This is a genomic window from Bradyrhizobium sp. (assembly GCF_052389815.1).
In the GTDB taxonomy this organism is placed as follows: domain Bacteria; phylum Pseudomonadota; class Alphaproteobacteria; order Rhizobiales; family Xanthobacteraceae; genus Bradyrhizobium.
The window spans coordinates 20407-45621 of sequence record NZ_JBQTHN010000023.1; the positions used below are offsets into that span (position 1 = coordinate 20407).

Annotated in this window: 24 protein-coding genes and 1 pseudogene; 8 read left to right on the plus strand and 17 right to left on the minus strand. The window is 63.3% G+C overall.

Going from position 1 to position 25215, the window contains the following annotated elements:
• Positions 1–21: 21 nt before the first annotated feature.
• Complete coding sequence (locus tag ACT4OC_RS05620) at positions 22–1686, minus strand: thiamine pyrophosphate-binding protein (RefSeq protein ID WP_444837982.1); 1665 nt, start codon at positions 1684–1686, stop codon at positions 22–24.
• A gap of 199 nt (positions 1687–1885) precedes the next feature.
• Between ACT4OC_RS05620 and ACT4OC_RS05625 the strand changes: the two genes are divergently transcribed.
• The gene (locus ACT4OC_RS05625) at positions 1886–2950 is read left to right on the plus strand and encodes a hypothetical protein (RefSeq protein ID WP_444837983.1); all 1065 of its coding nucleotides are present in this window, start codon (positions 1886–1888) and stop codon (positions 2948–2950) included.
• 65 nt (positions 2951–3015) lie between these two features.
• Here ACT4OC_RS05625 and ACT4OC_RS05630 read toward each other — a convergent pair whose 3' ends face one another.
• Positions 3016–4302, minus strand: coding sequence for an MFS transporter (locus ACT4OC_RS05630; RefSeq protein ID WP_444837984.1), 1287 nt, complete (start codon positions 4300–4302; stop codon positions 3016–3018).
• 187 nt (positions 4303–4489) lie between these two features.
• Between ACT4OC_RS05630 and ACT4OC_RS05635 the strand changes: the two genes are divergently transcribed.
• Positions 4490–5218 carry a DUF3750 domain-containing protein gene (locus tag ACT4OC_RS05635; RefSeq protein WP_444838007.1) on the plus strand — a complete coding sequence of 243 codons (729 nt, stop codon included), beginning with the start codon at positions 4490–4492 and terminating at the stop codon, positions 5216–5218.
• An 82-nt stretch (positions 5219–5300) separates the two neighbouring features.
• Positions 5301–5960 carry a hypothetical protein gene (locus ACT4OC_RS05640; protein ID WP_444837985.1) on the plus strand — a complete coding sequence of 220 codons (660 nt, stop codon included), beginning with the start codon at positions 5301–5303 and terminating at the stop codon, positions 5958–5960.
• A 38-nt stretch (positions 5961–5998) separates the two neighbouring features.
• Here ACT4OC_RS05640 and ACT4OC_RS05645 read toward each other — a convergent pair whose 3' ends face one another.
• Entirely contained in the window at positions 5999–6973 is a 975-nt protein-coding gene (locus ACT4OC_RS05645; protein ID WP_444837986.1) for a Bug family tripartite tricarboxylate transporter substrate binding protein, read from the minus strand.
• A gap of 183 nt (positions 6974–7156) precedes the next feature.
• Positions 7157–8419 carry an aminotransferase class III-fold pyridoxal phosphate-dependent enzyme gene (locus ACT4OC_RS05650; protein WP_444837987.1) on the minus strand — a complete coding sequence of 421 codons (1263 nt, stop codon included), beginning with the start codon at positions 8417–8419 and terminating at the stop codon, positions 7157–7159.
• A gap of 111 nt (positions 8420–8530) precedes the next feature.
• On the opposite strand from ACT4OC_RS05650, the pseudogene ACT4OC_RS05655 reads away from it, so the two are divergent.
• Together ACT4OC_RS05655 and ACT4OC_RS05660 are read left to right on the plus strand one after the other, a co-directional pair.
• Positions 8531–8723, plus strand: a pseudogene (locus tag ACT4OC_RS05655) (IS5/IS1182 family transposase); the annotation flags it as partial.
• Positions 8724–9073: 350 nt separating this feature from the next.
• Positions 9074–9751: a nitroreductase gene (locus tag ACT4OC_RS05660; RefSeq protein ID WP_444837988.1), complete on the plus strand. Its 678-nt coding sequence runs from the start codon at positions 9074–9076 to the stop codon at positions 9749–9751.
• 268 nt (positions 9752–10019) lie between these two features.
• On the opposite strand, the gene ACT4OC_RS05665 is transcribed toward ACT4OC_RS05660, so the two are convergent.
• From ACT4OC_RS05665 to ACT4OC_RS05685, 5 genes are all read right to left on the minus strand, one after another.
• On the minus strand, positions 10020–10313 hold the full coding sequence (locus ACT4OC_RS05665; RefSeq protein WP_444837989.1) for a putative quinol monooxygenase: 294 nt from the start codon (positions 10311–10313) through the stop codon (positions 10020–10022).
• A 21-nt stretch (positions 10314–10334) separates the two neighbouring features.
• The gene (locus tag ACT4OC_RS05670) at positions 10335–10475 is read right to left on the minus strand and encodes a hypothetical protein (RefSeq protein WP_444837990.1); all 141 of its coding nucleotides are present in this window, start codon (positions 10473–10475) and stop codon (positions 10335–10337) included.
• Positions 10476–10701: 226 nt separating this feature from the next.
• A complete protein-coding gene (locus ACT4OC_RS05675) occupies positions 10702–11475 on the minus strand; it encodes an SDR family NAD(P)-dependent oxidoreductase (RefSeq protein WP_444837991.1) in 774 nt (257 codons plus the stop codon).
• Positions 11476–11554: 79 nt separating this feature from the next.
• Positions 11555–11851 carry a YciI family protein gene (locus ACT4OC_RS05680; protein ID WP_444837992.1) on the minus strand — a complete coding sequence of 99 codons (297 nt, stop codon included), beginning with the start codon at positions 11849–11851 and terminating at the stop codon, positions 11555–11557.
• Between the two features lie 60 nt (positions 11852–11911).
• Entirely contained in the window at positions 11912–12745 is an 834-nt protein-coding gene (locus ACT4OC_RS05685) for an oxidoreductase (RefSeq protein ID WP_444837993.1), read from the minus strand.
• Between the two features lie 169 nt (positions 12746–12914).
• Here ACT4OC_RS05685 and ACT4OC_RS05690 point away from each other — a divergent pair, with 169 nt between their 5' ends.
• The gene (locus ACT4OC_RS05690; protein WP_444837994.1) at positions 12915–13508 is read left to right on the plus strand and encodes a TetR/AcrR family transcriptional regulator; all 594 of its coding nucleotides are present in this window, start codon (positions 12915–12917) and stop codon (positions 13506–13508) included.
• A 477-nt stretch (positions 13509–13985) separates the two neighbouring features.
• Here ACT4OC_RS05690 and ACT4OC_RS05695 read toward each other — a convergent pair whose 3' ends face one another.
• Entirely contained in the window at positions 13986–17123 is a 3138-nt protein-coding gene (locus ACT4OC_RS05695; protein WP_444837995.1) for an efflux RND transporter permease subunit, read from the minus strand.
• A gap of 3 nt (positions 17124–17126) precedes the next feature.
• Positions 17127–18251: an efflux RND transporter periplasmic adaptor subunit gene (locus ACT4OC_RS05700; RefSeq protein ID WP_444837996.1), complete on the minus strand. Its 1125-nt coding sequence runs from the start codon at positions 18249–18251 to the stop codon at positions 17127–17129.
• 181 nt (positions 18252–18432) lie between these two features.
• Between ACT4OC_RS05700 and ACT4OC_RS05705 the strand changes: the two genes are divergently transcribed.
• Positions 18433–18567 carry a hypothetical protein gene (locus ACT4OC_RS05705; protein ID WP_444837997.1) on the plus strand — a complete coding sequence of 45 codons (135 nt, stop codon included), beginning with the start codon at positions 18433–18435 and terminating at the stop codon, positions 18565–18567.
• A 53-nt stretch (positions 18568–18620) separates the two neighbouring features.
• Complete coding sequence (locus ACT4OC_RS05710) at positions 18621–18938, plus strand: DMT family transporter (RefSeq protein ID WP_444837998.1); 318 nt, start codon at positions 18621–18623, stop codon at positions 18936–18938.
• Positions 18939–19080: 142 nt separating this feature from the next.
• Here the strand turns inward: ACT4OC_RS05710 and ACT4OC_RS05715 are convergent, their stop codons facing one another.
• The 6 genes from ACT4OC_RS05715 to ACT4OC_RS05740 form a co-directional block, all read right to left on the minus strand.
• On the minus strand, positions 19081–20196 hold the full coding sequence (locus tag ACT4OC_RS05715; RefSeq protein WP_444837999.1) for a linear amide C-N hydrolase: 1116 nt from the start codon (positions 20194–20196) through the stop codon (positions 19081–19083).
• A gap of 92 nt (positions 20197–20288) precedes the next feature.
• Positions 20289–20573: a GlsB/YeaQ/YmgE family stress response membrane protein gene (locus ACT4OC_RS05720; RefSeq protein ID WP_444838000.1), complete on the minus strand. Its 285-nt coding sequence runs from the start codon at positions 20571–20573 to the stop codon at positions 20289–20291.
• An 80-nt stretch (positions 20574–20653) separates the two neighbouring features.
• The gene (locus ACT4OC_RS05725) at positions 20654–22384 is read right to left on the minus strand and encodes an amidohydrolase (RefSeq protein ID WP_444838001.1); all 1731 of its coding nucleotides are present in this window, start codon (positions 22382–22384) and stop codon (positions 20654–20656) included.
• A gap of 891 nt (positions 22385–23275) precedes the next feature.
• On the minus strand, positions 23276–24445 hold the full coding sequence (locus tag ACT4OC_RS05730) for an OpgC domain-containing protein (RefSeq protein ID WP_444838002.1): 1170 nt from the start codon (positions 24443–24445) through the stop codon (positions 23276–23278).
• A 160-nt stretch (positions 24446–24605) separates the two neighbouring features.
• A complete protein-coding gene (locus ACT4OC_RS05735) occupies positions 24606–24974 on the minus strand; it encodes a hypothetical protein (RefSeq protein ID WP_444838003.1) in 369 nt (122 codons plus the stop codon).
• Between the two features lie 43 nt (positions 24975–25017).
• The coding region (locus ACT4OC_RS05740) for an EAL domain-containing protein (protein ID WP_444838004.1) at positions 25018–25215 on the minus strand (198 nt) is incomplete at its 5' end.

Sequence of the window (25215 nt, forward strand, 5' to 3'; positions counted from 1 at the left end):
GGGCGGCGGAATCGCGCGAGATCACCGCTTTCCTTCGATGGCAATCTCCACCAGATATGGCCGATTTGCGGCAACGGCCTTTGCCAGCGCCGGCGCGATGCCGTCCGCTTGCTCGATCCTGACGGCTTCAACGCCCATGCCGGCAGCCAGATGCACGAAATCGAGCGGCGGGCCGGCCAGGTCCATCTGCTGATAGGGATGCTGGGTGCCGGGCTGGAAATTCTGCCGCCAGACGTCGACATTATGCTTGAGGATGCGGTACTCGCGGTTCGCCAGCACGACGAACACGATCGCGAGGCTGTGGTGCGCCGCGGTCCACAGCGCCTGAATGCTGTACATCGCCGAGCCGTCGCCGGAGACCGCGACCACGGGCCTGTCGGGCATCGCGACCTTGACCCCGAGCGCGCCGGAAAATCCCTGGCCGATGCCGCCGCCGCGGCCGCCGAAATAGTCGCCGAAGCCGCGGTACTCGAAGGCGCGCGCGAGGTCGAGGCTCGCGGTGATGCTCTCGTCGACGATAACGACATCGTCGGGCAGGCCGCGACGCAGTTCCGCGGTGACGCGCGGCATCGAGATGGGCTCGCGATTCCAGGCCTTTTCCAGCCTTGCCCGGTAGTCCTCGTTTTCCTGCGCGCGCGTTGCCGCAAGCATGGCGTTGCGCCGTTGCGCGGCGGCGTTGAACTCCGCCGATGCGCCGGCGCGCACCGCCTCCGACAGTGCGGCAAGGGCGCCAGCGAGATCGCCGACCAGCCCCGCATCGAGCCGGTGATTGATGGCGAGCCGGTCTGGCGATTGCTCGATCTGGAGCACCGTCGCGCCATTCGGAAAGGGCGAGCCTTCGGCGTACCAGATGTCCTCGAAGAACGGACCGCCCAGCAGCAGCACGAGGTCCGCGTCCCCAAGGACTTTACGGATCTGCGCCGCATCGCCCGGCAACGACGTGCGATAGTTCGGATGGCCGGTCGGGAACGAAGCGTGATGGCGCAGGCTTTCGAACCAGACGGCGGCGCCGACCTGCTCGACCAGCGCCACCAGCGCATCGGTGGCGCCGCTACGCGCCAAATCATCGCCGGCGACGATCGCCGGGCTTTGCGATCTGAGGAGAACGGCGGCGAGCTCCGCCACGCCATTCGGATCGGGAGCCGCCGCGCGCCACAGCCGGTCCGGAGCGCCGGCCTCCACCGAAGTCTCCTGCTCCATCACGTCGATCGGAAGCGACACGAACACCGGGCCTTGCGGCGCATCGGTCGCGACCTTGAAGGCACGGCGCAGGATGGGTGCGATCTCGTCGGCGCGCTCGATCTGCACGCTCCATTTGGTGACGGGCGCGGCCATGGCGACGAGATCGTGGCCGAGCACGGGATTGCGCAGCCGCATCCGCGTATCCTGCTGGCCGGCGGTCACGACGAGAGGCGAATTCGCCTTGAGCGCGCCGTAGAGCGCGCCGATGCCGTTGCCGAGCCCGGGCGCGACGTGAAGATTGGCGACCGTGACGCGACCGCTGGCCTGCGCGTAGAAACTCGCCGCGCCGACCGCGACGCCCTCATGCAGGGCCATCACATAGCCGATCTCCGGATAGGCCGGCAGGCTGTCGAGCAGCGGCGTCTCGGTGGTTCCGGGATTGCCGAAGATATGGCGCACGCCCTGCGCCACGAAGGACTCCATCAGCACCCGGCGACCGCGCATTGCGTTTCCTTCCCATTCAGGCTCGATCTTCCCGGGGACGATAGCACGGGGAAGTCATCGGTGCCCCAGGCGCGCGCCGCGGCGCGCCCTGCCGGGATTGCATCTGGACATCGACGGCGAGTTGCGCCTCGCCGCTCGCCAAGGCGCAGGATTGTTGTGTACGATCATCGCGAATGAATCGACGCCGGGACTCGCCATCATGAACGTGCGGCAGACGATCGCAGCGCTGATAGCCGGATTTATCCTCGCCGTGTTAGGCGGGTTGGTCTCGCCTGCATCGGCGCAGGGCGATGCGCTCGCCGCCTACGACGGCGCGCTCAGCCAGTTCAAGGCGGTGCTGGCCGAGCGGCGGCGCCAGATCGACGCGAAGCAGAAGCTGCCGAACCTGCCGGGACAGGCGCTCTATCTGGCGCGAAACCTCGTGATGAGCACCTACAAGGATCTCACCGACGCGCAGCCGTCGCGGATCGGGCGGCCCAACAAATACGGCATTCCGCCGCAATATTTCGACGCAGACAACGAGCCGCTGCTCGACGAATATCGCAAGCTGTTCGATGTCATGCAGGCCGCGCCGGCCAATGCGCAGAATTCGGCGGCGCCGTTCAAGGACGTTGCCGATCTCGGCAGGGCCGTTGCGCGCGCCAGGGGCCTCGATGCGGCGAACGCGGAAACAGCAGGCCGCATCAGCCTCGCGCTGTTCTTTGCCGAGACCAACGGCAACCAGAACATCGGCAATGCGCGCTCCAACAAGTACAAGGGCAGCTTCCAGACCGGGGTGTCGGAGGATGCGAACGGCCGGCGAAAGTGGGCCGCCATCAAGCCAAGGATTGCCGCCTTCGACCCTGAAATGATCGCGCGCGACGACAAGGAGGAGGCGCGGCTCGGCAACCTGGATTCGCGCTACAACCACTGGCTCAATGTACGCAACGGCCTGATGAACGCCCACGCCGAGCTGTTCACGCAGATACCCGCGATCGCGAAGACGCTGCCTGACCCGATCGATCAGATGAAATTCTTCGAGCTGATCCAGATCGTGCCGAGTCCGACCAAGGCCGCGCTCAGGTCGGGCAACCTGCTCGGCTATCGCGTTTCCGACCCGAGGATCATGGGCTATCTGCGCAACAACAGCATGTTCGCCTACGGTGCGGCCGACCGCGCGCGGACATCCGCGACCTATCGCGAGATCATGGATGCGATGTGGCTGTTCAACGAGAAGTTCGAGCGGGCACTGGCCGAATACGAGAAGGTCAAGCCGGCGCGCTGAAGTGCGATGCGAGCGGGATCAATCGTCATCGCGCTTCAGGATGTCGCTTGAGCATGAAAGCCGCATCAACTTTCGCCCGGCCGCAGGCGGCGCATCTCGTGGCTGGGCTTGATGTCCTCCGACCGGCCGTACATTGCAATCGCGACGAGGAGGATGACGGTGAGGAAGCCGAACAGCGAGCGATAGGCGATTTCCGTGCGGGCGCCGCTCGCCAGCGGCTCGAAGGCGCCGAGGATCATGCCCGACAGCGTCTGCATGACGGCGACGCCGAGCATCACCGAGGTATTCATGGTCGCAATGCCGCGTCCGATCAGTCGGTCCGGAAAGATGCCGCGCCCATGCGTCATCACCATGGTGGAGGAGGCGCTGAAAAATCCCATCGCGACGATGGCGCCGATCGACAGCCAGGTCGGCGGTGCGGAGGGAATCGCCAGCGCCGCCAGCAGGCCGACGATGACGAGCGTGCCGGAGATCGCGATCCATTTGCGGGTATCGAAGATGCGGTCGAGCGGGCCGAAGGAAAGCATTCCGAGCTGGTAGGCGACGACGGCGGCGAGCAGCACGTTGCCGGCCGCGATGGGCGAAAGGCCATGCACCTCGCGCAAGTAGGCGCCGCCCCACAGGCCCTGCACCGTGAAGGTGCAGGCATAGTTGAAGAAGTTGAGCGCCAGGATCGGCTTCAGGCGCGGGTTGCGCAGCACCTCCATCAGGCCGCGCAGCATTTCGGAGGCCGGCTCCGGCTTGCGCTCCAGGAAGGGATGTCCGTCCGGCGCGTCGCGCACCACGATCCAGACCGCGACGGCCGCGATCGCGGTGAAGAGAACGGCGGCGCCGAACACCGTGCGCCAGCCGGATATCTCCGACGCCCACGCCAGCGGCGTGGTGGCGATGAGATTGCCGAGCAGGCCGACCGACAGGACGATGGCGGTCAGCGTGGAGAAGCGGTCCGGCGGGAACCAGCGGGTGATCACCACCATGCTGCCGATCAGCATCACGCCGAAGCCGGCCCCGAGCAGCACGCGCCCGCTGAGCAGCACCGGCCAGTTCGGCGCGGCCGTGAAGATGACGCCGCCGGCGGTGGCCAGCAAGAGCATGCCGGTCACCGTGCGCCGCGGCCCGAAGCGGTCGAAGAAGAAGCCGCAGGGAATCTGCATGGCGGCGAAGCCGAAGAAGAAGGCGCCGGTCAGCGCGCCCAGCGCTTCCGGCCCGATCGACAGATCGCGCATCAGATCGATCCCGATCGTGACATTGGAGGCGCGGAAGAAATGGCTGGCCATATACGCGGTGGCCAGTGTCGCGACGATGACAAGGCCCCGGCGGTAGACGGATCGGCGCCGCTCTGCGGGCTGCATTGGAGGGGTTTCGTCCCGTGAACTCGTTGTTGGTCGTTATTGTCGGTGAGCCTAGGCGGACCGGCCATGCAGTTCAAGGCGGGGAGCGGATGGCAGGGCTGCGCGAACTGACACAACTGCCGGGATGAACTATATTCGACGGCGATTTTCTCCTCCGTTCGGCCGCCGATTCCCGTTGAGAAGACTGCTGATCATCTTGCTGTTGCTGGTTCTCGTGCCGATCGGCTGGTCGGCCGCCCGCTATTTTCTGGTCGATGCCGACCGGGGCAACTGGCAGACCGCCGATCGAACCAGTGCCGGCCTGCTGCCGCCGGCATCGGGAAACCAGGAAGCACTCATCCGGGTCTATGCCGCCCGCACCCTACGCTGGCGCGGCATTTTCGCCGTGCATAGCTGGATCGTCGTCAAGGAACGCGGCGCGCAAACCTACAGCCGCTACGATTACACGGCGTGGGGCGAACCGATCCGCAGCAACGGATTCGTCGCCGACGGGCGCTGGTTCGGAGCGGTCCCCGAAACGATCGTCGCCGTCGACGGCGAGGACGCCGCGCGTCTCATCCCGAAAATCCGCCATGTCGTCGAGAACTACAAATTCCGCACCCACGGCGACTACAGCGCTTGGCCGGGCCCCAACTCGAACACGTTCGTGCGCGCCGCGCTCGACGCGGTGCCGGAGCTGAAGGCGGTGCTGCCGCCGACCGCGATCGGCAAGGACTATCCCTACGACGGATGGTTCGGCGCGACGGCTTCGCGCACCGGACTGTTCGTTTCCCTCGCCGGCTATCTGGGCCTCACCATCGGCTGGGTCGAAGGCTTCGAGCTCAATCTGCTCGGCGCCGTCATCGGTTTCGATATCCGTCGTCCGGCCATCAAGCTGCCGGGGATCGGACGGCTCGGCCGAATCGCGGGACCCTAGCCCCCGATTTCTTCGGGCCGGCGCCCTCCGCGTAAAGAATTCGTTTAGCTCTGGGTTCGATCATGATCGACCGACGAAGGTCATGCTCATGCAGATCCAGCCGCCGAACGTTCCGCGCGAGATTGAGCCGGCTCCCAGGGCGCCGCCTGTCAGCGTTGATGCCGCCGATCATTTCGAACCGATCCGGGAAGAAGCCCTGCTGCTGCTGCGGCCGCACCGCGAGCGGGCCAGGACCGCCGGCATGGTTGCGGGCGCCCTGCTGGCCGGCGTCGCGCTCGGTTGGGCCGGCTGCCTCGGCTGGAACAGTTCCGCCGTCGTTGCGGTCGCTCCAAGTGATGCGCCGGTCCGGCACGCCGAAGCACGACCGGCCGGCAAGAGCGAGAGCATTCGCAAGCAAGCTCCCTTGGTCACCGCCAGCATCAACGCGTCCAAACCGATCGGCAGTGCGATGCGAGCCGAGCCGGACGGCTCGAAATTGGCAGCAGCCATTCTCGGCCTGCCCGCTGCGCCCGCAGAACCTCGCCCGCAACTGATGCCGGCACCGGAAACCCGGCCGACCACGATCGAGGGCTGGACCGTGCTCGATGTCCGGGGCCAGACGGCCGTGCTGCAAGGACCCGACGGCGTGCGCACGGTCACGCTGGGCGAGACGCTGCCCGGAATCGGCCGCATCGATTCGATCGTCCGCTGGGGCAACCGCTGGATCGTCGCCACGGCCAACGGACTGATCGCCACGCCCTGAGTTCACACAGGACGTGGCGAACAATTCGGCTCGCAGGGTCAGTCCAGCTTCACGTTCGCCTCGTTCACGACCTTGCGCCAGCGTTCGACTTCCGAGGACACCAGCTTGGCAAACTCTGGCCCGGTCACATCGGGGACATCAGAGCCGTTGCGCTCCCAGGCTTCCTTGATCGACGCGGTCTGCATGGCCGTGCGCACTTCCTTGATCATCCGCGCGACGATCTCCGGCGGCGTGCCCTTCGGAGCGAACAGGCCGTACCAGGTCGACACTTCATAGCCCGGAAGGCCGGCTTCCGCGGCAGTGGGAACGTCCGGCAGCGCGGTCACCCGCTTCGGCGCCGCAACGGCGAGGGCGCGCAGCTGTCCTGCCCTCGCGGGTCCTGCCGAAGTGCCGAGGCCGTCGAACATGACAGGCACATGGCCGGCGATGAGGTCCTGCAACGCAGGCCCGGCGCCGCGATAGGGCACGTGCTGGAGATCGGTTTTGGTGACGATCTTGAACAGCTCGCCGGCGAGATGATGCGTGGTGCCCGCACCGGCGGAAGCGTAGTTCACCTTGCCGGGATTGGCGCGCAAATAGTCGATGAAATCCTTGAGCGTCCTTACCGCGACCTTGTCGGGATTGACCACCACCACCTGCGGCGGCCGTGCGATCATCGCCACCGCGACGAAATCCTTCTCGATGTCGTAATCGAGCCTGGGATAGATCGACGGCGCAATGGCGTGGTGCGCCGCTCCGACGAAGAAGGTGTAGCCGTCCGGCGCGGCCTTTGCCGCTGCGGAGGCGCCCACCGTGCCGCCGGCGCCGGCGCGGTTTTCGATCAGCACGCGCTTGCCGAGCTGGGTGTCGAGCTGAGCGGCAAGCGGCCGGGCAAACGCATCGGTGCCGCCGCCGGCCGCGAACGGCACGACGAAGGTGATCTGCTTCTCGGGCCATGATTGGGCTTGCGCCGGGCTCCAGGCAAGACCGGCCAGAAGCGCAAACGCGGCGTATCGGACAAACTTCGAATTCATACCGTCCCTCTGAACTCTCGGGCGCGCGCCAGGGCGCGACGCCATTGAACACGGCGCTCTAATGCAGGAAGCGACATGATCCGGCAAACGATTTAATCCGCGCGCTTCGCAACTATGCGCAGCATTTGCCACAACGGCGACGCAATTTGCGCCATGCGGCACCCGGTCCGGCCTGCGAAATTGCTAGGGCCCGTCGCCCGCCTTCAGCGCGGCGACGGCCGCAAAGCCGTACGACGCCGCTTCCGGCGCCGCATCGATGTCGGCGGGACCATGCGCGGCCGACAGGAACATGTTGTGCTGGGGATGAAAGAACGCGCCGTGGCGCAGCGCCGCCGAGCAGAACGCCCGGCCCTTGCGGAATTCCGGATCGGCGTCGAACAGGATGAGAGGCATTTGCGGCGGGCCGCTCTGCCGGATCGCGATGCCATGCTGCCGGGCCAGCGTCGCCACCCCCTCCCGCAATCTCAGGCCCATCGTGTGGAGCTTGGTGGGCACGGCGGTCTCGCGCGCGATCCGGAGCGTCGCGCGCGCGGCTGCCATCGCAACCGCGCCGCACCAGAACGAACCCGTGACGAAGACTTTGGTGGCCGCCTCGCGGAAGCGGTCGTTGCCCGTGACGGCGGCGAGCGCATGGCCGTTGGCGATGGCCTTGCTCCAGGCGCACAGATCGGGACGCACACCCAGCGCCTCCCAGCTTCCGGCGATATCGAGACGCAAGCCTGCGCGCACCTCATCGATAATGAGCGCGGCGCCGGCATCATCGCATGCCTGCCGCGCGGCCGCGGCGAATTCTTTCGTCGGCAGTTCGAGATCGCGGCCCATGTCGTGGCGGAACGCGGTGACGAGGGTCGCGGCGAGATCGCTTCCCGCCTCCGCGGCGGCGGCGCGCAGGATCGCCACGTCGTTGTATTCGAAATGCAGGAGATGGGCGCGGTCCTCGGCGGTGATGCCGGCAACGCTCGGCGAGCACCAGGGCAGCGCGCCGTGATAGCTGCCGCGCGCCACCAGCACCTTGCGTCTTCCCGTGCCGGCGCGCGCGACGGTCACGCAGCTCGTGGTCGCGTCCGCGCCGTTCTTCTGGAACATCGCCCAATCGGCATGCGGCAGCATCGCGACGAAATCCTCGGCCAGCTCCACCATGACCTCGCCGGGCCCGTTCATGCAGTCGCCGCGATCGGCCTGCGCCCGTGCCGCCGCCTCGACCTCGGCATGGCGATGGCCGAGCAGCACCGGCCCCCAGCTGCACATGAAATCGATGTATTCGCGCCCATCGACGTCGCGCACACGGCACCCATCCGCGGATGCGAAGAACTGCGGATAGCCTTCGGGCAGCCGCGCTGCATTGAGATGACCCCACATCCCGCCGGGCACGACCCGGCGCGCCCGTGCGCGGAGCATGGCGTCGGCGGTCTGGGATTCGCTGAGCACGGAGGCTTGGTTGGCCATGGCGTCCTTCTTGTCGTCTTGCGAATGCGGGCGATGGCCGTCGAAGGCAGAGACTGACGTTACTCCGCATTGCAGGCTTGTTGAAGGTTGCGGACCACGCCGGATGAGCACTGCGGCGGGGTGTCGATGAACTATCACAGCCTGTCGACCTTCCGGATCGCGCATATGGCAGTTCTGGAGCGGCTTCTGGCGCAGGGCGTCGCATCGATGGTGGAAGCTGGCTTGGTGTCGCTCGACACGTTGGCGCAGGATGGCTTGCGGGTGCGCGCAGGTGCCGGGGCGAGTTCCTTCCGCATTGAAAGATCACGAATTTTCGACCTCCCAGACCAAAACCCACGATTTGAGCAACAGCCTGAAAAGGCCTGTGCGCCTTCAGGAGGGCGCCGTCGCGCCGGGTCGCCGCGGCTCCCACCAAAAATATCGAAAACAACCCCATGCAAAGTAGCCGGCGGCCGCCGCAACCGACGGTTTGGACCGAAAACTTGACACGTCGGGCAAATCAGCGGCACAATTTCATCATCCCGAAATTCGCTAGACGACGGCGTGCGCCCGCGTGGCTGGACCGTTGAGGACACACCGCCGTCGCTTGCGCGAGGGTGCAGAAACCGCGAAAATCCAAGCTTGTTCAGAAGTTATCAGTGGAATCCCACACAGATGCAGTTTGATGACGTTGTCCTCGGTCGCCGGAGTATCCGCGGTTACAAACCCGATCCGGTACCCAAGGCGCTGATTGCGGAAATCATTGGTTTGGCGATGCGCGCTCCGTCGTCGATGAACACCCAGCCCTGGAATTTCTACGTCATCACCGGCGAACCGCTGGATCGGATCCGCGCCGGCAACACCGAACGGATGGTGGCAGGCATACCGCAGTCGCGCGAGTTCCGCACGGGTCAGCCGTTTGCAGGCAAGCACCGCGACAGGCAGGTCGGTGTCGCCAAGCAACTATTCTCCGCGATGGGGATCGAGCGCGACAACAAGGACAAGCGTCAGGACTGGGTCCTGCGCGGCTTCCGTCAATTCGACGCGCCTGTCTGCGTGATCATTACCTATGACCGCGTACTGGACGGCAGCGACGATACGCCCTTCGACTGCGGCGCCGTGGCGACCGCCCTGGTCAATGCCGCCTGGTCTCGCGGGCTGGGCGCCGTGATCAACAGCCAGGGGATCATGCAATCCCCCGTGGTGCGCGAGCACGCCGGAATAGCCGACGATCAGGTCATCATGAAAAGTATCGCGCTGGGCTGGCCGGATGAAACTTTTCCGGCGAATGCGGTGGTGTCGGAGCGGAAGTCTGTTGAGGAGGCTACGGTGTTTGTCGGGTTCGAAAATTAGGCGCGCGCAGGCGCGACGGGTGCTATCCGGTATAACTCAGGTGAAATTTCTTCACCTATGATCGGACGCTGCATCGTGACAGCTTCGCACCGTAACCCGAAGTTGTGCTCCCGGTAAAGCGACCTTCGACCGTCGGTCGAGCGCATCGGCGAGCGCGGAGTTGTCCTCCGCTGTTAACCGGCGTGCGGTCCCGACGCCGATCGGGGCGCTAAGTCTTCGATTCAAATGACAGCGAAGGGGGCATGGTTCGGCGCCGGTTTGCATCCGCTCAATCGCCCAGGTCACAACGCACGCCGCTGAGGCTCACTTGCAGGCCAGCCGCGTCGCGCTTCATCTGCTGGATCGAGGCACCGGTCATGTGAGCATCGAATGCTTCGCTCGATGCGTATACTTCATACAACATGACGGTGTCGGCTTCCGCTTGCGGCAGGAGTATCTCAAAAACCAGAGTGCCAGACTCAGTCGCCCTGCAACGCTGGGCGTGAGCGTTCAGGTGCTTTAGATATTCGGCCCGCTTGCCGGCGGCGGTCTTGATCGTTGCGACGATTGCTAGTTTGGCCACGTGCTCATCTCCCGGTTTGGTTCAAGTCTGTGATTTCGATGCCGCCATGCGGCGAGCTGCTTCCTCGCCCAGCTTTGTCACCACGCTGGCCGAGCGCAACATGACGACGAGATCGGTCATCTTGCCGGCCTCGCTGAACCGGACCAGGTCCACGCCGAACAATCGATCCTCACCAACGCGGGCGCTGAATTCGAGGGCGTAGCCGTCTTCGCGACCAAACGGCAGTCAAAATCTGCGAAAATGCACTCTTCCATTCCAGCTTGCGCTGCCGGATGCGGCGCGCTTGTGCGAAGATTTGAGTTCTCGTGACCCATATCAGTCTCCGTCAGTTGAAGGGTTTTGCAGGATGAGCGGGCAAATCAGCGGGCGGCGACGACCAACTTCGCCGTCAGGCCCCATAACGCGCGGCGGGCTTGGAGTTGCTGAAGCCTGCCGCCAAAACGCCGCGCGCCTTCTCAAAGGCGTCCCACGCCGCCACATCGGGCACCGGCGGAATTGTCACCAGTTCCTTGCGATCGAAGCCGACCAGGGCGGCATCCACGAGATCCTCAACCTCCATGACATTGGGCACCTTGCTGACATCGCCACCAGCCCGTTCGTAAATTTCGGTGCGCGTGGCCGCAGGCAGCACGGCCTGCACATACACGCCCTTCGACGCGACCTCGGCAGCAAGGCCTTGCGACAACGTCATCAGGTAGGACTTGGTGGCGGAGTAGATGCCCCGGGAATATTCGGGGAGCAGAGCCAGCACCGACGCGATGTTGATGATCGCGCCGTTGCCGCGTTCAACCATGCGGCCAACGACGGCGGACGCGAGCAACGTCGGCGCGACCACGTTCAGCCGTAGCAGCTCGTCCATCTTGACTGGATCGGCGGTCGCGAAATCGCCGATCAGCGCCGCGCCTGCATTGTTGACGAGGATGTCGATGGGCGGATCGGAGCGGAGGCGCCGGAGAACCGGTTCGAGTTGGGAGCCGTCGACCAGGTCCGCGGTGATGACTTCGACCGCAATGCCATGCGCATTGCGCAGTTCGGTGGCGAGGGTATTGAGCCGGTCGGTCGCGCGAGCGACGAGCACGAGGTCGTGGCCGCGTGCGGCCAGGCGGCGTGCGTAGACTGCGCCGATGCCGCTTGAGGCACCGGTGATGAGTGCGATCGTCATGGATGTTGTCCTGATTGAGTTTCGGGCATCGGGCTGCTCTGCCGGGGATCGGTGGTGACAAATCGTCGGAGCGGCACGGTTAGCCGCGGGCCTTCAGATGCAGCATCGGATGATGCTCATAGTGACCGGCGCCGTTCTTCACGATGGGGTCTTCCGAGGTGATCGCCTTGATGTCTTGATCATCGGCGATCTGATAGAGCGACACGCCATAGCCGCCATTCGGGTCCATGACAGGGCCGTGCGCGACGACCCGCCCCTTTTCGAGCAGGTCATCCAGGAACGCGCCGTGCTGCTTCATCCATGCTTTCTCATCGGCGGTCATGGTCGCGAGAAAATCGGCGCGCGGCGGGATGTACTTGCACAAATAGTACTTCATGGGTCGCTCCTCGGTGAAAGAGGCATTTCAGCTTGGTTGGCGATCTCTCGATTTGAGAGGTCAATCGGCCACGCCCATCTGCTTGCGAAAGCTCTTCTCGAAGGTCTTTTCAGGGATGAAGCGCCGCATCAGCCGGAGACGGCCCGCCATTTTTCCGGGCGTGTACCGAATGCTCGGCTGTTTTTCGGTGGCAGCCTGCACCACCTTGTCCGCCACGGCTTCCACGGGATCGCCGGCAGCGATGCCGTTGCGCCAGGTCGCGTTCATGGCCGCGCGTCCCTTGTCGTAGACGCTCAGGATCCGATCGGGCTTGTCGCCATTCTCTTCCAGCGCGGTGCGGGTGAAGACTGGCTCGACCAGTGAGACACGAATGCCGAATGTTCGCAGTTCGTGATCGAGCGATTCGGAATAGCCTTCGACGGCGTGCTTGGTGGCGTTGTAGAGCGCTGTATAGGGTCCGGGCAGGAAGCCGGCCACCGAACTGATGTTGATGATCCGGCCCTGGCCCTGCTTGCGCATGATGGGCAGCACTTCAGTGGTGGTGCGAAGGATGCCGAAGACGTTGATGTCGAACAGGCTCTGGGCTTGATCGAGCGATGATTCCTCGGCGGCGCCGATCAGGCTGCGGCCGGCATTGTTCACGAGCACGTCGATCCGGCCTGCAAGCCCGACGACGTCCTTGATCAGTTGTTTGACGGACTCATTGTCGGTGACGTCGCAGCGGAGCATATGAATGCCCTGTCGCACCTCGTCGGGCGCGGCCTGACGGCTGGTGCCGAACACCCGATATCCCGCGCGGATCAGGGCAACTCCGGCCGCAAGCCCGATGCCCCCGGAAGCGCCCGTGATCAGGGCGACCTTGTCGCGCGCTGCGCGCGATTGTGCCTGTGCCATCTCGATTCCTCCGTGGTTGGCGGCTTAATGATTATGTTCGTAATCATACCTATTTATGATTATGTATGTAATCATTGTCAAGGGGCTTTTTGGACGACGGTTCGGGCCCCGATGAAAGAGGTCACGCCGGCTCTATGAGTCGGCTGTCGCCATCGGAAGGAATGGGCTCGTGAAGGTCAGCAAGGAAACGGTCGAGCAGAACCGCGAGCGGGTGATCGCAACCGCCGCAAGGCTGTTCCGGGAACGTGGGATCGACGGTATCGGGCTTGTCGACTTGATGAGGGCTGCCGGGCTCACCCCCGGAGGCTTCTACCGGCAGTTCAAGTCAAAGGACGACCTCATCGTTCAGGCGGTCAAGCGGGCCTACAAGGATATGAGCGAAGATATCGCGGGCCGTATTGCAGCGAGCGATGATCCGCTGGAGACCCTCGTGCGTCATTACGTGTCGGACTACCACCGCGATGATCCGGGGCAGGGGTGCGGCCTTGCAGCAATGGCTGCCGACGCGGCACGTCACGACGATCCGGCGCTGCGGGAGTGCTTCGGCAGCATCGTCAGCAACTATATCGGGCTTCTCACCAAGCTCGTGCCAGGAGGTAGTGCAAAAGCGAAGCGGAGCGCGGCGATAGCGGCGCTCGCCGAGATGATCGGATCGGTTGTCCTCTCCCGCGTGGTGCCAGATCCCGTACTATCCGGTGAGATCATCGACACTGTCTCGAATGATCTGGTGAAACGCCATGCGAAATCATCTCGAACTGCTTGATGAACCTCTCGCACTTTGGCGGGGAATTCTGTTGTTGCCTTGGCCATTGTCGTGCATCCGGCACAACTAACGAAATCGTAGCTTCGCGTACAAAATCGTGTAAATGGCGGAGAGAGTGTCAGTCAACCCCCATTGATGTGTAAGCTGTTTTTCATGACAAGGGATGGGAACCTACGGTCCCAGCAACAGGGTTGTCGCCTTCGGCGTCCTCGCCCTTCGCCAGCGGTCACGGACCCGCCAGACCTATCGAAGCTTGCGGCATTGCTACGCTCCTAGCCGCGACCTGCACTGTCGCGCAGGGGTCCGCGGGGGCTCCCGGCAAGCCGCAAGGAAGCCTGTGTATTCCTCAGAGCGCCGCCAAGTTGAGGCGAAGGCGGCGAGCCGTTTCGCGTACCGGTGTGCGCCGACAATCCGCTAGCATCCGTGACCAGACCGGCGCGATAGCCGCACCACCCAGGACAGAAAAGCAACCATCCCTCAGGTCTTGGCGTCCTCCCCTACGTGACGAGGCGCCTTCATCCTCTCCCTGAGACGCTGGAAGATCACGTAGAGTACCGGAATCAGAAAGATTCCCAGAAGCGAAGCGGCGATCATGCCGCCGAACACGGCGGTTCCGACGCCGCGTCGGCTCAGCGCCCCGGCGCCGCTGGCGATCACGAGCGGAATGAGGCCCGCGATGAAGGCGAAGCTCGTCATCATGACGGCGCGGAAGCGTTCGTGGGCTCCGTCGATAGCCGCTTCCTCGATCGACAGCCCCTGCTCGCGGCGCTCCTTGGCGAATTCGATGATCAGGATGCCGTTCTTGGCGGCGAGCGCGATCAGTACGACGAGCCCGATCTGAGCATAGATGTTGTTGTCGAGGCCGGCGATCAGCAGGGCGAGCAACGCCCCGACCACCGCCACTGACACCGACAGCAGCACCGGGATCGGGATGATCCAGCTTTCATAGAGACCGACCAGGAAGAGATAGGCAAACAGTACGGCGAGCGCGAGCACGACCGTGGTCTGGCCGGCCGCCTGCTTCTCCTGCAGCGCCGTTCCCGTCCATTCGAAGCCGTAGCCGGCCGGCAAGGTCACCTTCGACACCTGCTCCATGGCAGCGATGGCGTCGCCCGACGACAACCCCGGCGCTGGTCCACCGTTGATGGTGACGCTCGGACTGTTGTTGTAGCGCACGATCGACTGCGGCCCGAGCACGAGGCGCGCCTCGGCGAAGGCCCTGATCGGCACCATCTCTCCGTCCTTGTTGCGGACATTGATACGGTAGATATCGTCGACTTTGGCCCGCTCGGACGCCTCGCCCTGGATGTTGACCTGCCAGATGCGACCGAAGAGGTTGAAGTCGTTGACGTAGTAGCCGCCGAGCACCGACTGCAGCGCGTTGAAGACCTCCGACAGATCGATGCCGAGCGTCTGGACCTTCTCGCGGTCGAGATCGAGGTGGAGCTGCGGCGTGCTGGCGCTGTAAGTCGTGAAGACCTGGTCGAGTGCCCGGTTCTGGTTGGCCGCAAAGGCAAGGCCTCGCGCCACCGCGGCTGCCTCCGCGGCGCCGGTCCCGCCTTTGGCGAGCAGTTGATATTCAAAGCCGGAGCCGGTCCCAAGTCCAATGATCGGCGGGAGGTTGTAAGCGATCACCTCCGCGTCGGGAATGGCCGCGAACTGTGCCGTCAAGCGCTCGACGATGCCATTGGCGGACAGCCCGGCGCCCTTGCGCTCGTCGAACGGCTTGAGTGTGAGGATGAGGAACGAGCTGTTGGATTTGACCAGCCCGTCGAGCATGCTGTAGCCGACCACCGAGGTGACGTCGGCGACGCCGGGGGTAGCGCGCACGATCTCCTCGACGCGCTTCGTCACCGCGTCGGTCCGGTTGATCGAGGCCCCCTCCGGAAGCTGGATCTCGCCAAACAGAGCGCCCTGGTCCTCGGTCGGCAGGAATCCACCCGGCGTCACTTTGAATAGCCAGCCGCTGCCAATGATCATGCCGACGAGCACGACGAGGCCGAACGCCGTCATCCGCACGGTCTTGCCGACGAGAACGCCGTAGCCTTCGCGTGCCTTCTCGACGCCGCGCAACCACGCCCCGATCAGCCCGCGCTTGGGCCCTTGATGCGCCTTCAGGAATACCGCGCAGAGCGCCGGCGACAAGGTCAGGGCGTTGACGGCGGAGATTACCATCGAGACCGTCACCGCCACAGCGAATTGCCGGAACAGCTCGCCGGAAATGCCCGGAATGAAGGCCACCGGCACGAAGACCGACATCAAGACCAGCGTGATCGCGATGATCGGTGCGGTGATCTGGCCCATGGCGTGATGCGCGGCCTGGGCCGGCGTCAGGCTGTGGTCCTTTTCGAGCTGCGCCTCGACAGCTTCGACAACGACGATCGCGTCGTCGACCACGATGCCGATGGCAAGAACAAGGGCGAGCAGCGATACGGTGTTGACCGAATAGCCCAGCGCCAGCATTGCCGCAAAGGTGCCGACCAGTGATACCGGGACCGCCAGCAAGGGGATCAGCGTCGCCCGAAGGCTGCCGAGGAACAGGAACACCACCAGCACCACGAGAACGAAGGCCTCAAGCAGCGTGGTGACGACTTCCTTCATGCTCTGCTTGACGAAGGAGGTGGTGTCGTAGGTCACCCTATAGTCCACGCCCTCCGGAAATGATCTTTTCAACTCCTGCATGACCTCGCGCACTCGCGCAGCGCTGTCGATCGCGTTGCCGCCCGGAGACTGATAAATGCCGAACACAGCCGCCGGCTGCCCATCGAGGCGACCGAAGGAATCGGACTGCCGCGCAGCGAGTTCGACGCGTGCGACGTCCCGCACGCGCACGAACGATCCGTCGGGATTGGCGCGCAGGACGATCGCACCGAATTCCTCGGATGTCGTCAGGCGGCCCTTGGTCTGGATGTTGAGCTGGAATTGCTGGTCCGGCAGCGCCGGCTGCGCGCCAACCCGGCCTACCGCCGCCTGGACATTCTGGCGCTTGACGGCTGCCGCAACGTCGTTGGGGGTGAGGCCGAAGGAGGTCATCCGGCCGGTATCGAGCCAGACCTTCATGCTGTAGTCGGCGGCCGTCAGCGGCGACACTTCGCCGATGCCGGAAATGCGCTTCAACGCATCGACGACATTGATGGTGCCGTAATTGCTGAGGAACAACTGGTCGTAGCGTCCGTCCGCCGAGATCAAGGTGACGATCTGCAGCAGCGCCGACGATCGCTTGGTGACGCTGACGCCCTGCGCGCGAACTTCCTGCGGCAGCTGCGCATCGGCGAGGCCAACGCGATTCTGCACCTTGACCGAATTGAGGTCGGGGTCGGTGCCGACAGCGAAGGTGATGTTGAGGGTGTAGCTGCCGTCGCTGCCCGCGGTCGACTTCATGTAGAGCATGTTGTCGACGCCGACGACGCGCGATTCGATTGGCTCGGCCACCGTCGCCGCGACGACTTCGGCGCCCGCGCCCGGATAGTTCGCGGTCACCGCAATCTGCGGCGGCACGATGTCGGGAAACTGGGCGACCGGCAGGCGGGACAGCCCTACCAGACCAGCAACCGTGATGACGATAGAGATGACGACGGCAAGCCGCGGCCGCTCGATGAAGATGCGCGAGAGCATGGCTCAGGCTCCTGGCTGCGTTTCGCTGACCTGCACCGCCTCACCAGGGCGCAGCTGCTGGACGCGCTCGACGATCACCCGCTCGCCGGCGGACAGGCCCTTACGAACCGTGAGATCCGCCCCGCTGACGGGGCCGCTCTCGATCCGCCTGATCTGAACCCTGTCGTCCTTGTCGACGACGAGCAGGAAGGGGCCGCCCTGGTCGACTTGCAGTGCCTTTTGCGGCACCAGCACGGCACTCTCGCCCGCCTCCGCCTCGGCAATCACGGATACGAGCTGGCCATCGACAAGAAATCGATCCGGATTGGGAAATACCGCGCGCGCCAAGACGGTATCAGTGCCACGATTGACAGTCACATCGAGGAAATCGAGCTCTCCGCTCTTCGCATAGCGGCTGCCGTCGGCGAGCTGCAGATAGACGGTGTATTCTGGATCCGGCTTGCCCGCCGTTTCCTTACGTATTGCGAGGATCTCGCGTTGGGTCACCGGGAAATTCACATAGACCGGATCCTGGCTGACGATGGTCGCGAGCGTGCCAGTGCCGGGACCGACGAGACCGCCGACCGAGACGGAAGCTCGACCAATCCGCCCCGCCATCGGCGCGGCGATCTTGGCGTAACCGAGATCGAGCTGCGCCCTCTCCAGCTCGGCCTTGCGTACCTCCACCTCGCCGCGCGCCTGGCCGTGCTTGGCGGTTGCTTCGTCGAGGCGCGCCTGCGTGCCGCTGTTGCGACTTACCAGCTCCTTTTGCCGGTCGAACTCGATGCTGGCGAGCTCAAGCGCGGCTTGCGCCTTCGCCAGCTCGGCCTGGGCGCGATTCGCCGCCGCCTGGTAGGGCGCACTCTCGATAGTGAACAGCAAATCGCCCGGCTTGACGTCGGCCCCCTCCACGAACAGGCGCTTCTCGAGAAAACCATCGATACGCGCCCGCAATTCGACCTTGTCACGCGCCTCGATGCGGCCGGTAAACACTGTCGATGGCTTGATCTGGGCGGACCTGGCTCTCACGATCGTGACCGCCGGCACCGTGGCGGCCCCGGGGCGGGCCGTGTCTCCCTCGCCGCAACCGGACAATGACAGTGCGGCGACAACGATGATAGCCTTGATGAAGCTCGGTATCAGGCGCATAGTTCAGTTCCCCCGAGAATTCATGACGAATCGCAACTCTCAAATCGCACAACGGCGCGACGGAGTTATTCGATCGCTGGACCCGCCCCATGTACGTCGCAAACCATCTAGCGCACGCCCTCTTAAGACCCAATTAAGATTCACGCGTGCCGCTATGCCGGCTGCCGAGTGCAGCTCACGCATGATGTTAGTCGACCACACCGGTGCGATCTTCCTGCTCAACGAGAAGCGGCTCTCCGCCTTGGAAGAGCGCAGCAATGATCTGGCTTTGCGGTTTTCGGATACATCACCCGCAAGCCTCTTCACCGAATCGTAGGGGTTGCGGATTTATCAAGTTACCGGACTTGCATGCGTTGTGAGGAGGGGCAGGTGTCCTGGATTTACTTGGTCTCTGCCGGCTTGCTGGAGATCGGCTGGCCGGTCGGTTTGAAGATGGCCCAGACGGAAGGACAACGCCTGACAGGGGTCTTGCTCGCCGTTGGTTTTATGCTGCTGAGTGGATTCCTGCTTTGGCTCGCCCAGAAGGAAATTCCGATGGGCACTTCCTACGCCATATGGACCGGCATCGGCGCCGCCGGCACCTTCCTGTTCGGAATCATGTTCTATGGCGACGCTGGCGGCCTCGGCCGAATTCTCGGTGTCAGTCTGATCGTGATGGGCGTGGTGACCTTGAAGGTGGCTCATTGAGCAAGCCCACGGGCGCGCGATGACTAGTCCAGGGTAGGAACCGCCAGCAACGCAGCGGGGCCGTGGAAACGAGAGCTGGCGACGGATCGTCCATCCTGCTTGTCGGCCGAGCCACATCGGGTGCGATGCACTCGCCAATCGATCAACGCTTGGCCCAGCGCTTGAGGTATGTCCGAGCGTCTCCACCGACCTTTGGATCGTGCGGATTCAGAAACAGGAGTGGGGCGCCCTTGCCGAAATTGACCTTCTTCAGGTCGATCCAGAGCAGGCTCGGCACCGCTGCACCGTTGACGTAGTAGATGCGATTGGTGAGGTCGGCCGCACTGACCCAATTGGTCTGGACGGCTCCCCAGAATCCCGCGTTGCCGCCTGCGACGCGGGTGGGATCGCGGAACGCCACCTGCGCTGTCCGCAACAGCGAGAATGCTCCGGCGACGGCTTGCACATAGGTCTTCGGCTCCGGAAGATAGCGGGAGTATTCGGCGAGGCGGACGAACCGATCGACGGCGCCGACATCGCCCGGCAACGGCTTGGTGCCGCCGAACGGGGCATACTCCTTCGCCAGCGCCATCATCTCGTCATAGGGAGGATCGTTGGTCATGATGCGGTATTCGGGCCCATGATGGATCACGAGCTTGCCCTTGACGAATTCGAGGACCGCCGAATCCCCCGATGCGTCCTGGACGGCGAGGTGCACACCGAGATGCTTCGCAAGACCAAGATCGGACGACCATGCCGCAGCGATGCGGAATTTGGCGGCCTGATGGGCATCGACGACTTCCTTCACCGTCGCGAAATTATCGAGGACATATTGCCCCCAGTGGGTATCGGGCAGGATCGGCCGGTCATCAGCCGCTTCGAGCGCGCTCTGGTCCAGCACGAGCATATGAGCCGCCAGTCCCTTCTCGTTGAGACCGTCGGTTGCGGTGCCTTCGAACGACACCATCGCGGCACAGCCGAACTTCGACGTCCAGCGCATCGTGTTCGGCGGGACACCTTCGATTCTGGCGTGGATGCCCGGCAGTACGCTTCCCTGGGAATCGCGGGCCATTCCGCGCGGGAAGACGACAAAGGTCGGGCGCTCCGGCAGGGCGACCGGCAGGTCCATCGACCGGACGACGATCTTGGCGGCGCGCCGGTTGTTGACGAATGCGAGGGAGCAGGCCGAAGCGGTACTGACCTTTGCCATGAGCGCGGCGGGCGTGGCGAGCATTCCTGCGAGCACCGTTCGTCGTGATGCGTGGAGTTTGTCCGTCATGTGATCATTTTTCCTTTGTGCATTTGCCGAGGATGTTGCCGTTTCGGTGACGTTGCCCAAGGTCTAGCCTGGCCGGACTGAAGCGGCGCGCCTTACGAGGCGCGACGTGCGCTCCACAGCCACAGCGCCGCGAGCACGACCAGCGATCCGACTAACGCCGCCACGACGTCGCGCAGCGAAATGATGATGGTCTCGAGGCCTGGAAAGAGCCCGAGCATCGCGAACAAGGCACCGCCAATGACAGCGCCGGCGCAGCCCAGCCCGACATTGGCGAGAAGTCCAAATCCCGCTTTCCGGCCTTTCACCAGCATACCGGCAAGGCTGCCGCCGATGAGGCCGACCACAAGCCAGGTCGCTGCGTGGGCAAGGGTAAACATGGTTGATCCCCGTAGTGTGCGGTTGGCGCCATGCAGGCAGAGATCAACCGCGAACTGAATCTGTTGCTAAAAGCGACGAATTAGACCCCGCTGCGATGCGTGATCCGGCCGTTCATCATTGTGAATTGCACGCGCACCTTGCCGATGTCGTGGGGAGCAACGTCAAACAGGTTCTTCTCCAGCACGACCAGATCGGCCAGCTTGCCAACCTGAATCGAACCGATTTCCTTCTCCTTGCGAAGCTGGTAAGCGCCGTTGATCGTGTAACCACGGATCAATTCCGCAACGGAGAGGCGTTCGTTCGCGGGCGCCAGCACCGGGCCCTCGGGCTTGCCGGGCTCCTGCCGCGTGTGGCCCGCCTGGATGGCCTCGAGCGGCTTGTAGACGACCTTGTACCCGGTGGCGAGCGCATCAGTGCCGAACGAGACGGTCACGCCCTGGTCGATGAACGATTTGAACGTCCACAGCCGCTTCCCTCGCTCATCGCCAAGAACCGTTTGAGTTCGCAACACATAGGGGTCAGGCACCCCCCACTGGATTTGCGTGTTCGCCACGACGCCTAATTGGCGAAAACGGAGGATGTCCGAAGGGGCGGTCAGGAAGGCGTGGCAAATCGTGTGCCGTCGGCTGCGGGGACCGTTCGTCTTGGCGGCGGCCTCGAACGCATCGAGGGTCATCCGAACGGCAGCATCGCCGGCTGCGTGAACATGCATGTCGATGCCCTCGGCATCCGCCGCGCGCACGACCCGGTTCAGCACCTCGGCGGGGAGAAGCGGCTCGCCATGCCAATTCGGCCGGTCGGCGTAAGGCTCGAGGTAGTAGCTTGTGTGAGCCAGCTCGGTGCCGTCCACGACCAGCTTCAGCACATTGGCCTCAACGAGCCCGCTCCGATATTTCTTCTTGTAGCCCCGGATGATGGGAAGGGGGTCGATCTTCGGATCGTTGTAATAGTAGGAGCCGACGACGCGCTGCAGCAACTTACCGCGCCGTTCGAGACCCGTGAGGATATCGAAGCCGTTGTGCTGCTGATCCGGCCAAATGACGAAGCCCGCATCGAAAACAGTGGTGATTCCGGCTCCTGCCAGCTTGTGTTGCCATTCCTCCATTGCCGCAATGGCCAGGTTGAGCCCGTATGGCTGAATCCCGCGCTTTTCCAGCGCCTCCAACGCAACAAACAGCGCGGGCGGCTCACAGAGGAACCCCGTCGGCTCGCCGGTCTTCGGGTCCTTCTCGAACCACGAGGAGTCAGGCACGACGTCGCGCGGCGTGTCTTGGGTGATCCCCGCCATTTCGAGGAATTTGGAGTTAACCCAGTAATTGTGGAAGTCATTTGAGATAAGCAGCACCGGGCGATCGGGAACGATCGCGTCCAATGGCTCCTTTCGCGGTCCGGTGTCGGGGAAATTGGTCACCATCCAGCCGAAGCCCTGGATGATCTTCTCCTTGGGATGCGAGGCGGCATATTGGCGCAATGCATCAAATACATCGTCGAGCCGTTCATAATTCACCCATGCGCCACGGGCGAAGGTACTGGTGGAAAGGTGCCAATGGGCCTCGACAAAGCCCGGAATCAACATGCGGCCATCGAGGTCGACGACCTCGGCACCCCGGTGCATGAATTTGGCGGCGCCGGCATTATCGCCGACATAGACGATCCGACTGCCCTTGGTCACGACCGCTTCCGCCCAGGGCTGCGCGTCATCCACAGTGTAGATGCGCCCGCCGCGGAAGACGGTCGTATGGTTCGGAGCGGCCCATGCCGAACTAGTCGGCATGCCGATGACCGAAGCAGCCGCTGCGGTCGCGATCATCTGACGGCGCGTAAGGCCGATTGCACCATCCGCAGCAGACGCCAAATCCGATCCTGAATACCGCAGTCCAAACCCCCGGCCACAAACGAAGCACATTTCCCGATCCCCTCATTGAGCGATCGAGGCGTGCTCGACCAGCCAAATTATCCCCCGTGCGCGAAACGGCGCCGCCGACTTAGCAACATTCGAGGCCGGTATTCCGAAACCAGACTGCGGAGCTTGCCGCTACCGGCTTGTGCGAATCACATGCAAGCCATCTGATGCAGCATAAAATTGATTCTGATTACGGCAAGGTGGACGTTGATTGTCTCGGCATCGGCTGTCCGAAGTCATTTGCCTAGCGCGCTCGCGTTCGCAAATTATATTTCCGGCCCGAACTCAATTGCGGTTTGAGTTGACGCGATTCTTCCAAGTGATTTGGCGCGAAGGCTTCGGCCCTGTTAGAGTTCAGGTGCTGTGGGCGTGTATTCGTCGACATTGCGCGGTGGTGCTGTGCTTGCGTCGGCTGCACCACCAGATGACTGCCCACGGCTCACAAGTCCGTTTGGTGCTGTACAAGGGCGCCGATCATTCTGGAGTGGTGATGCCGGCGCTCCCGACCATGCGCATGTTTTGGCGCCGGTTGTTCGGGCTTGAGTCGAAAGCGGCGTGACGCCAACCGTCGGAACGAATTGGGCTCGCGCGGGCTCACGGTTCGACCTGATATCTGTTGAGAGCTGAAGGCCTGGACGAAAAGGTCGGCGGCCTGCACCGGACGCTCACACTGGGGGTGTCCTGCCAGCCAGTGCCGCTTCCGATATTTCGCGATGAAACCGAGCTTTACGTCACTCCCTTGGCGAAGCGGGCCGCGGCCGGCTATATCGAAAGCGTCCAATGCCTGCGATCTGCATTCTACGCAGCAGCTGAAGGCTTCGTCGTTTGTGCCGTTGGCGGCGGTCGCTTGATCAGCTTGTCCACCTTCTTCGACCACTCGCCGTAGTAAGCAAAGCCGCAGAGAATTGCTATGCCGACGACACTGATCGTGAGCTGAGCAAGGAACGTTCCGGAGCCGGCCGCCAGCAGGAAATAGCCCACGAACGACAGGAGCACGCCGACACAGAACACGCGCAGCGATTCCTGGCCGCATTTGATGACGGGGGCCAGGATCGGCGACTCCAGGCCCTTCCAATCTTGAGGAAGGAATCGCGCGACGAGCAAGGCGATCACGCCGAAATGCAGGGCCCGATAGGGCGCCAGGTTGGTCTTGTCGTTGGGAAAGAAGGCGCCATACAGCCATTCCGGAACGAACTCGCGGAGACCTTCGAAGCGACCCGCCAGCGTCATGATCAATGCGAACGCCAGGTAACCGAATCCGAAATAGACGAATGGTCGCGACGCAATTAGAGGCCACAACTTCCAGCCGCCGCCCAGGGCGAACCAGGCTCCCGAGCAGAACAGGAATTGCCAGCAGAAGGGATTGAAGAACCAGGTCCCCTCAGGATATGCAGGCAGATTCCAGCCGAATTGGCGAGCCGCGACATAGAGCAGGAGCGAGCCGAGAACCGTGAGGTTCGGACGCCGCAGCATGATCCACAGCACGAAAGGAAACAGTGCCATCAGGACGATGTAGAGCGGCAACACGTCCAGATTGACCGGCTTAAAACCCAGCAGCAGGGCATAGATCAACGTCACGAAGGGATGCTCGACCAGCCACGCAACATTGAATTCGTGAATGATGTTGTCCAATTGAAAACGCAGAGCAACGTACCCGACCGCAGCAACATAAACGACAAACAACATGACATGCGCTAGGTAGAGCTGCCAGACGCGTTTCCAGATCCGCGTTGCCCCGATGACGAATCCGTGGTCCCGCATCATCTGCCCGAAAACGAACGCTGCGGTGTATCCTGAAATGAAAACGAAAAGGTCGGCGCCGTCACTGAACCCGTAATTCCGCGTGGTGATCCAGTTGACCACGTTGTTCGGCATGTGATTGAGGAAGATTGCCCAGTTCGCGATGCCGCGCAGCAGATCGAGACGCAGGTCTCGCGACTTGGGCGGAAAGATTACGCTGATTTCCATTATTCGTTCGCCAAGCTATTACGTTGCGAAACCAGAAAGGCAGACAATGCGCATTTCCGATCACACAACACCCGTCCCCTCCAAGCCGGTCGCGGCCTTGCCGAGATGCGGAATTTTCCCGATCCGTGACTGAAAGAGCGTAGGCCGATGGTCTTAACTCTTAGTTTCTATCGCCAAGGTTGAGAGGCGGAGGTCGATCACTTCCTATTCGGTTGGCCAACTGCACGGGTACGAATGTCAAGCCATTCGACCGCAGCTTGATCTTCTCGCCAGCGCGGCCATAATTCGACTTCTTGACCTCGAGGTCTCGCAGGTCCGGATCACTTTTGTCGGCATCCGAGAGGTGTAGCATGGCGCGGACGGAGTTGCGCCAGTCGGCTGAATTTGCAGTTCCGGAACCGTCAGCCATGCCGCGCACCGAGGGGTGATCGAGCAGCACGATCGCTGTCTCATTTTCGCGGGCGATCTTCCGCAACATTGCAAGAAAGCTGAGGACCTGCCGACGCGCGATAGCTTCGCCGTCGAACACCGCAGCTATCGAATCGATATCGCCAATCCGCTTCTCGGTGCTATTACCCGGCCAAGCAACGGTTAGGAAGCGTCGAGCCTTCCATTGAAGCTTCCACGCGCGCTGCCTTTCGACAAAGCAACTGTCGGAGGTCCTGGACGGCTATCGGCCGGCTGAAGAGATAGCCCTGCATTTCGTTACAACCCGATGCCTTGGCGATTTCTCGCTGCTGCTCCGTTTCGATGCCTTCCGCTGTCGTGGT

Coding starts and splice junctions, on each gene's coding strand:
- ACT4OC_RS05620 (WP_444837982.1), bottom strand. CDS start 1,686: ATGCGCGGTCGCCGGGTGCTGATGGAGTCCTTCGTGGCGCAGGGCGTG.
- ACT4OC_RS05625 (WP_444837983.1), top strand. CDS start 1,886: ATGAACGTGCGGCAGACGATCGCAGCGCTGATAGCCGGATTTATCCTC.
- ACT4OC_RS05630 (WP_444837984.1), bottom strand. CDS start 4,302: ATGCAGCCCGCAGAGCGGCGCCGATCCGTCTACCGCCGGGGCCTTGTC.
- ACT4OC_RS05640 (WP_444837985.1), top strand. CDS start 5,301: ATGCTCATGCAGATCCAGCCGCCGAACGTTCCGCGCGAGATTGAGCCG.
- ACT4OC_RS05645 (WP_444837986.1), bottom strand. CDS start 6,973: ATGAATTCGAAGTTTGTCCGATACGCCGCGTTTGCGCTTCTGGCCGGT.
- ACT4OC_RS05650 (WP_444837987.1), bottom strand. CDS start 8,419: ATGGCCAACCAAGCCTCCGTGCTCAGCGAATCCCAGACCGCCGACGCC.
- ACT4OC_RS05660 (WP_444837988.1), top strand. CDS start 9,074: ATGCAGTTTGATGACGTTGTCCTCGGTCGCCGGAGTATCCGCGGTTAC.
- ACT4OC_RS05675 (WP_444837991.1), bottom strand. CDS start 11,475: ATGACGATCGCACTCATCACCGGTGCCTCAAGCGGCATCGGCGCAGTC.
- ACT4OC_RS05680 (WP_444837992.1), bottom strand. CDS start 11,851: ATGAAGTACTATTTGTGCAAGTACATCCCGCCGCGCGCCGATTTTCTC.
- ACT4OC_RS05685 (WP_444837993.1), bottom strand. CDS start 12,745: ATGGCACAGGCACAATCGCGCGCAGCGCGCGACAAGGTCGCCCTGATC.
- ACT4OC_RS05695 (WP_444837995.1), bottom strand. CDS start 17,123: ATGCTCTCGCGCATCTTCATCGAGCGGCCGCGGCTTGCCGTCGTCATC.
- ACT4OC_RS05700 (WP_444837996.1), bottom strand. CDS start 18,251: ATGCGCCTGATACCGAGCTTCATCAAGGCTATCATCGTTGTCGCCGCA.
- ACT4OC_RS05705 (WP_444837997.1), top strand. CDS start 18,433: ATGATGTTAGTCGACCACACCGGTGCGATCTTCCTGCTCAACGAGAAG.
- ACT4OC_RS05715 (WP_444837999.1), bottom strand. CDS start 20,196: ATGACGGACAAACTCCACGCATCACGACGAACGGTGCTCGCAGGAATG.
- ACT4OC_RS05720 (WP_444838000.1), bottom strand. CDS start 20,573: ATGTTTACCCTTGCCCACGCAGCGACCTGGCTTGTGGTCGGCCTCATC.
- ACT4OC_RS05725 (WP_444838001.1), bottom strand. CDS start 22,384: ATGATCGCGACCGCAGCGGCTGCTTCGGTCATCGGCATGCCGACTAGT.
- ACT4OC_RS05730 (WP_444838002.1), bottom strand. CDS start 24,445: ATGGAAATCAGCGTAATCTTTCCGCCCAAGTCGCGAGACCTGCGTCTC.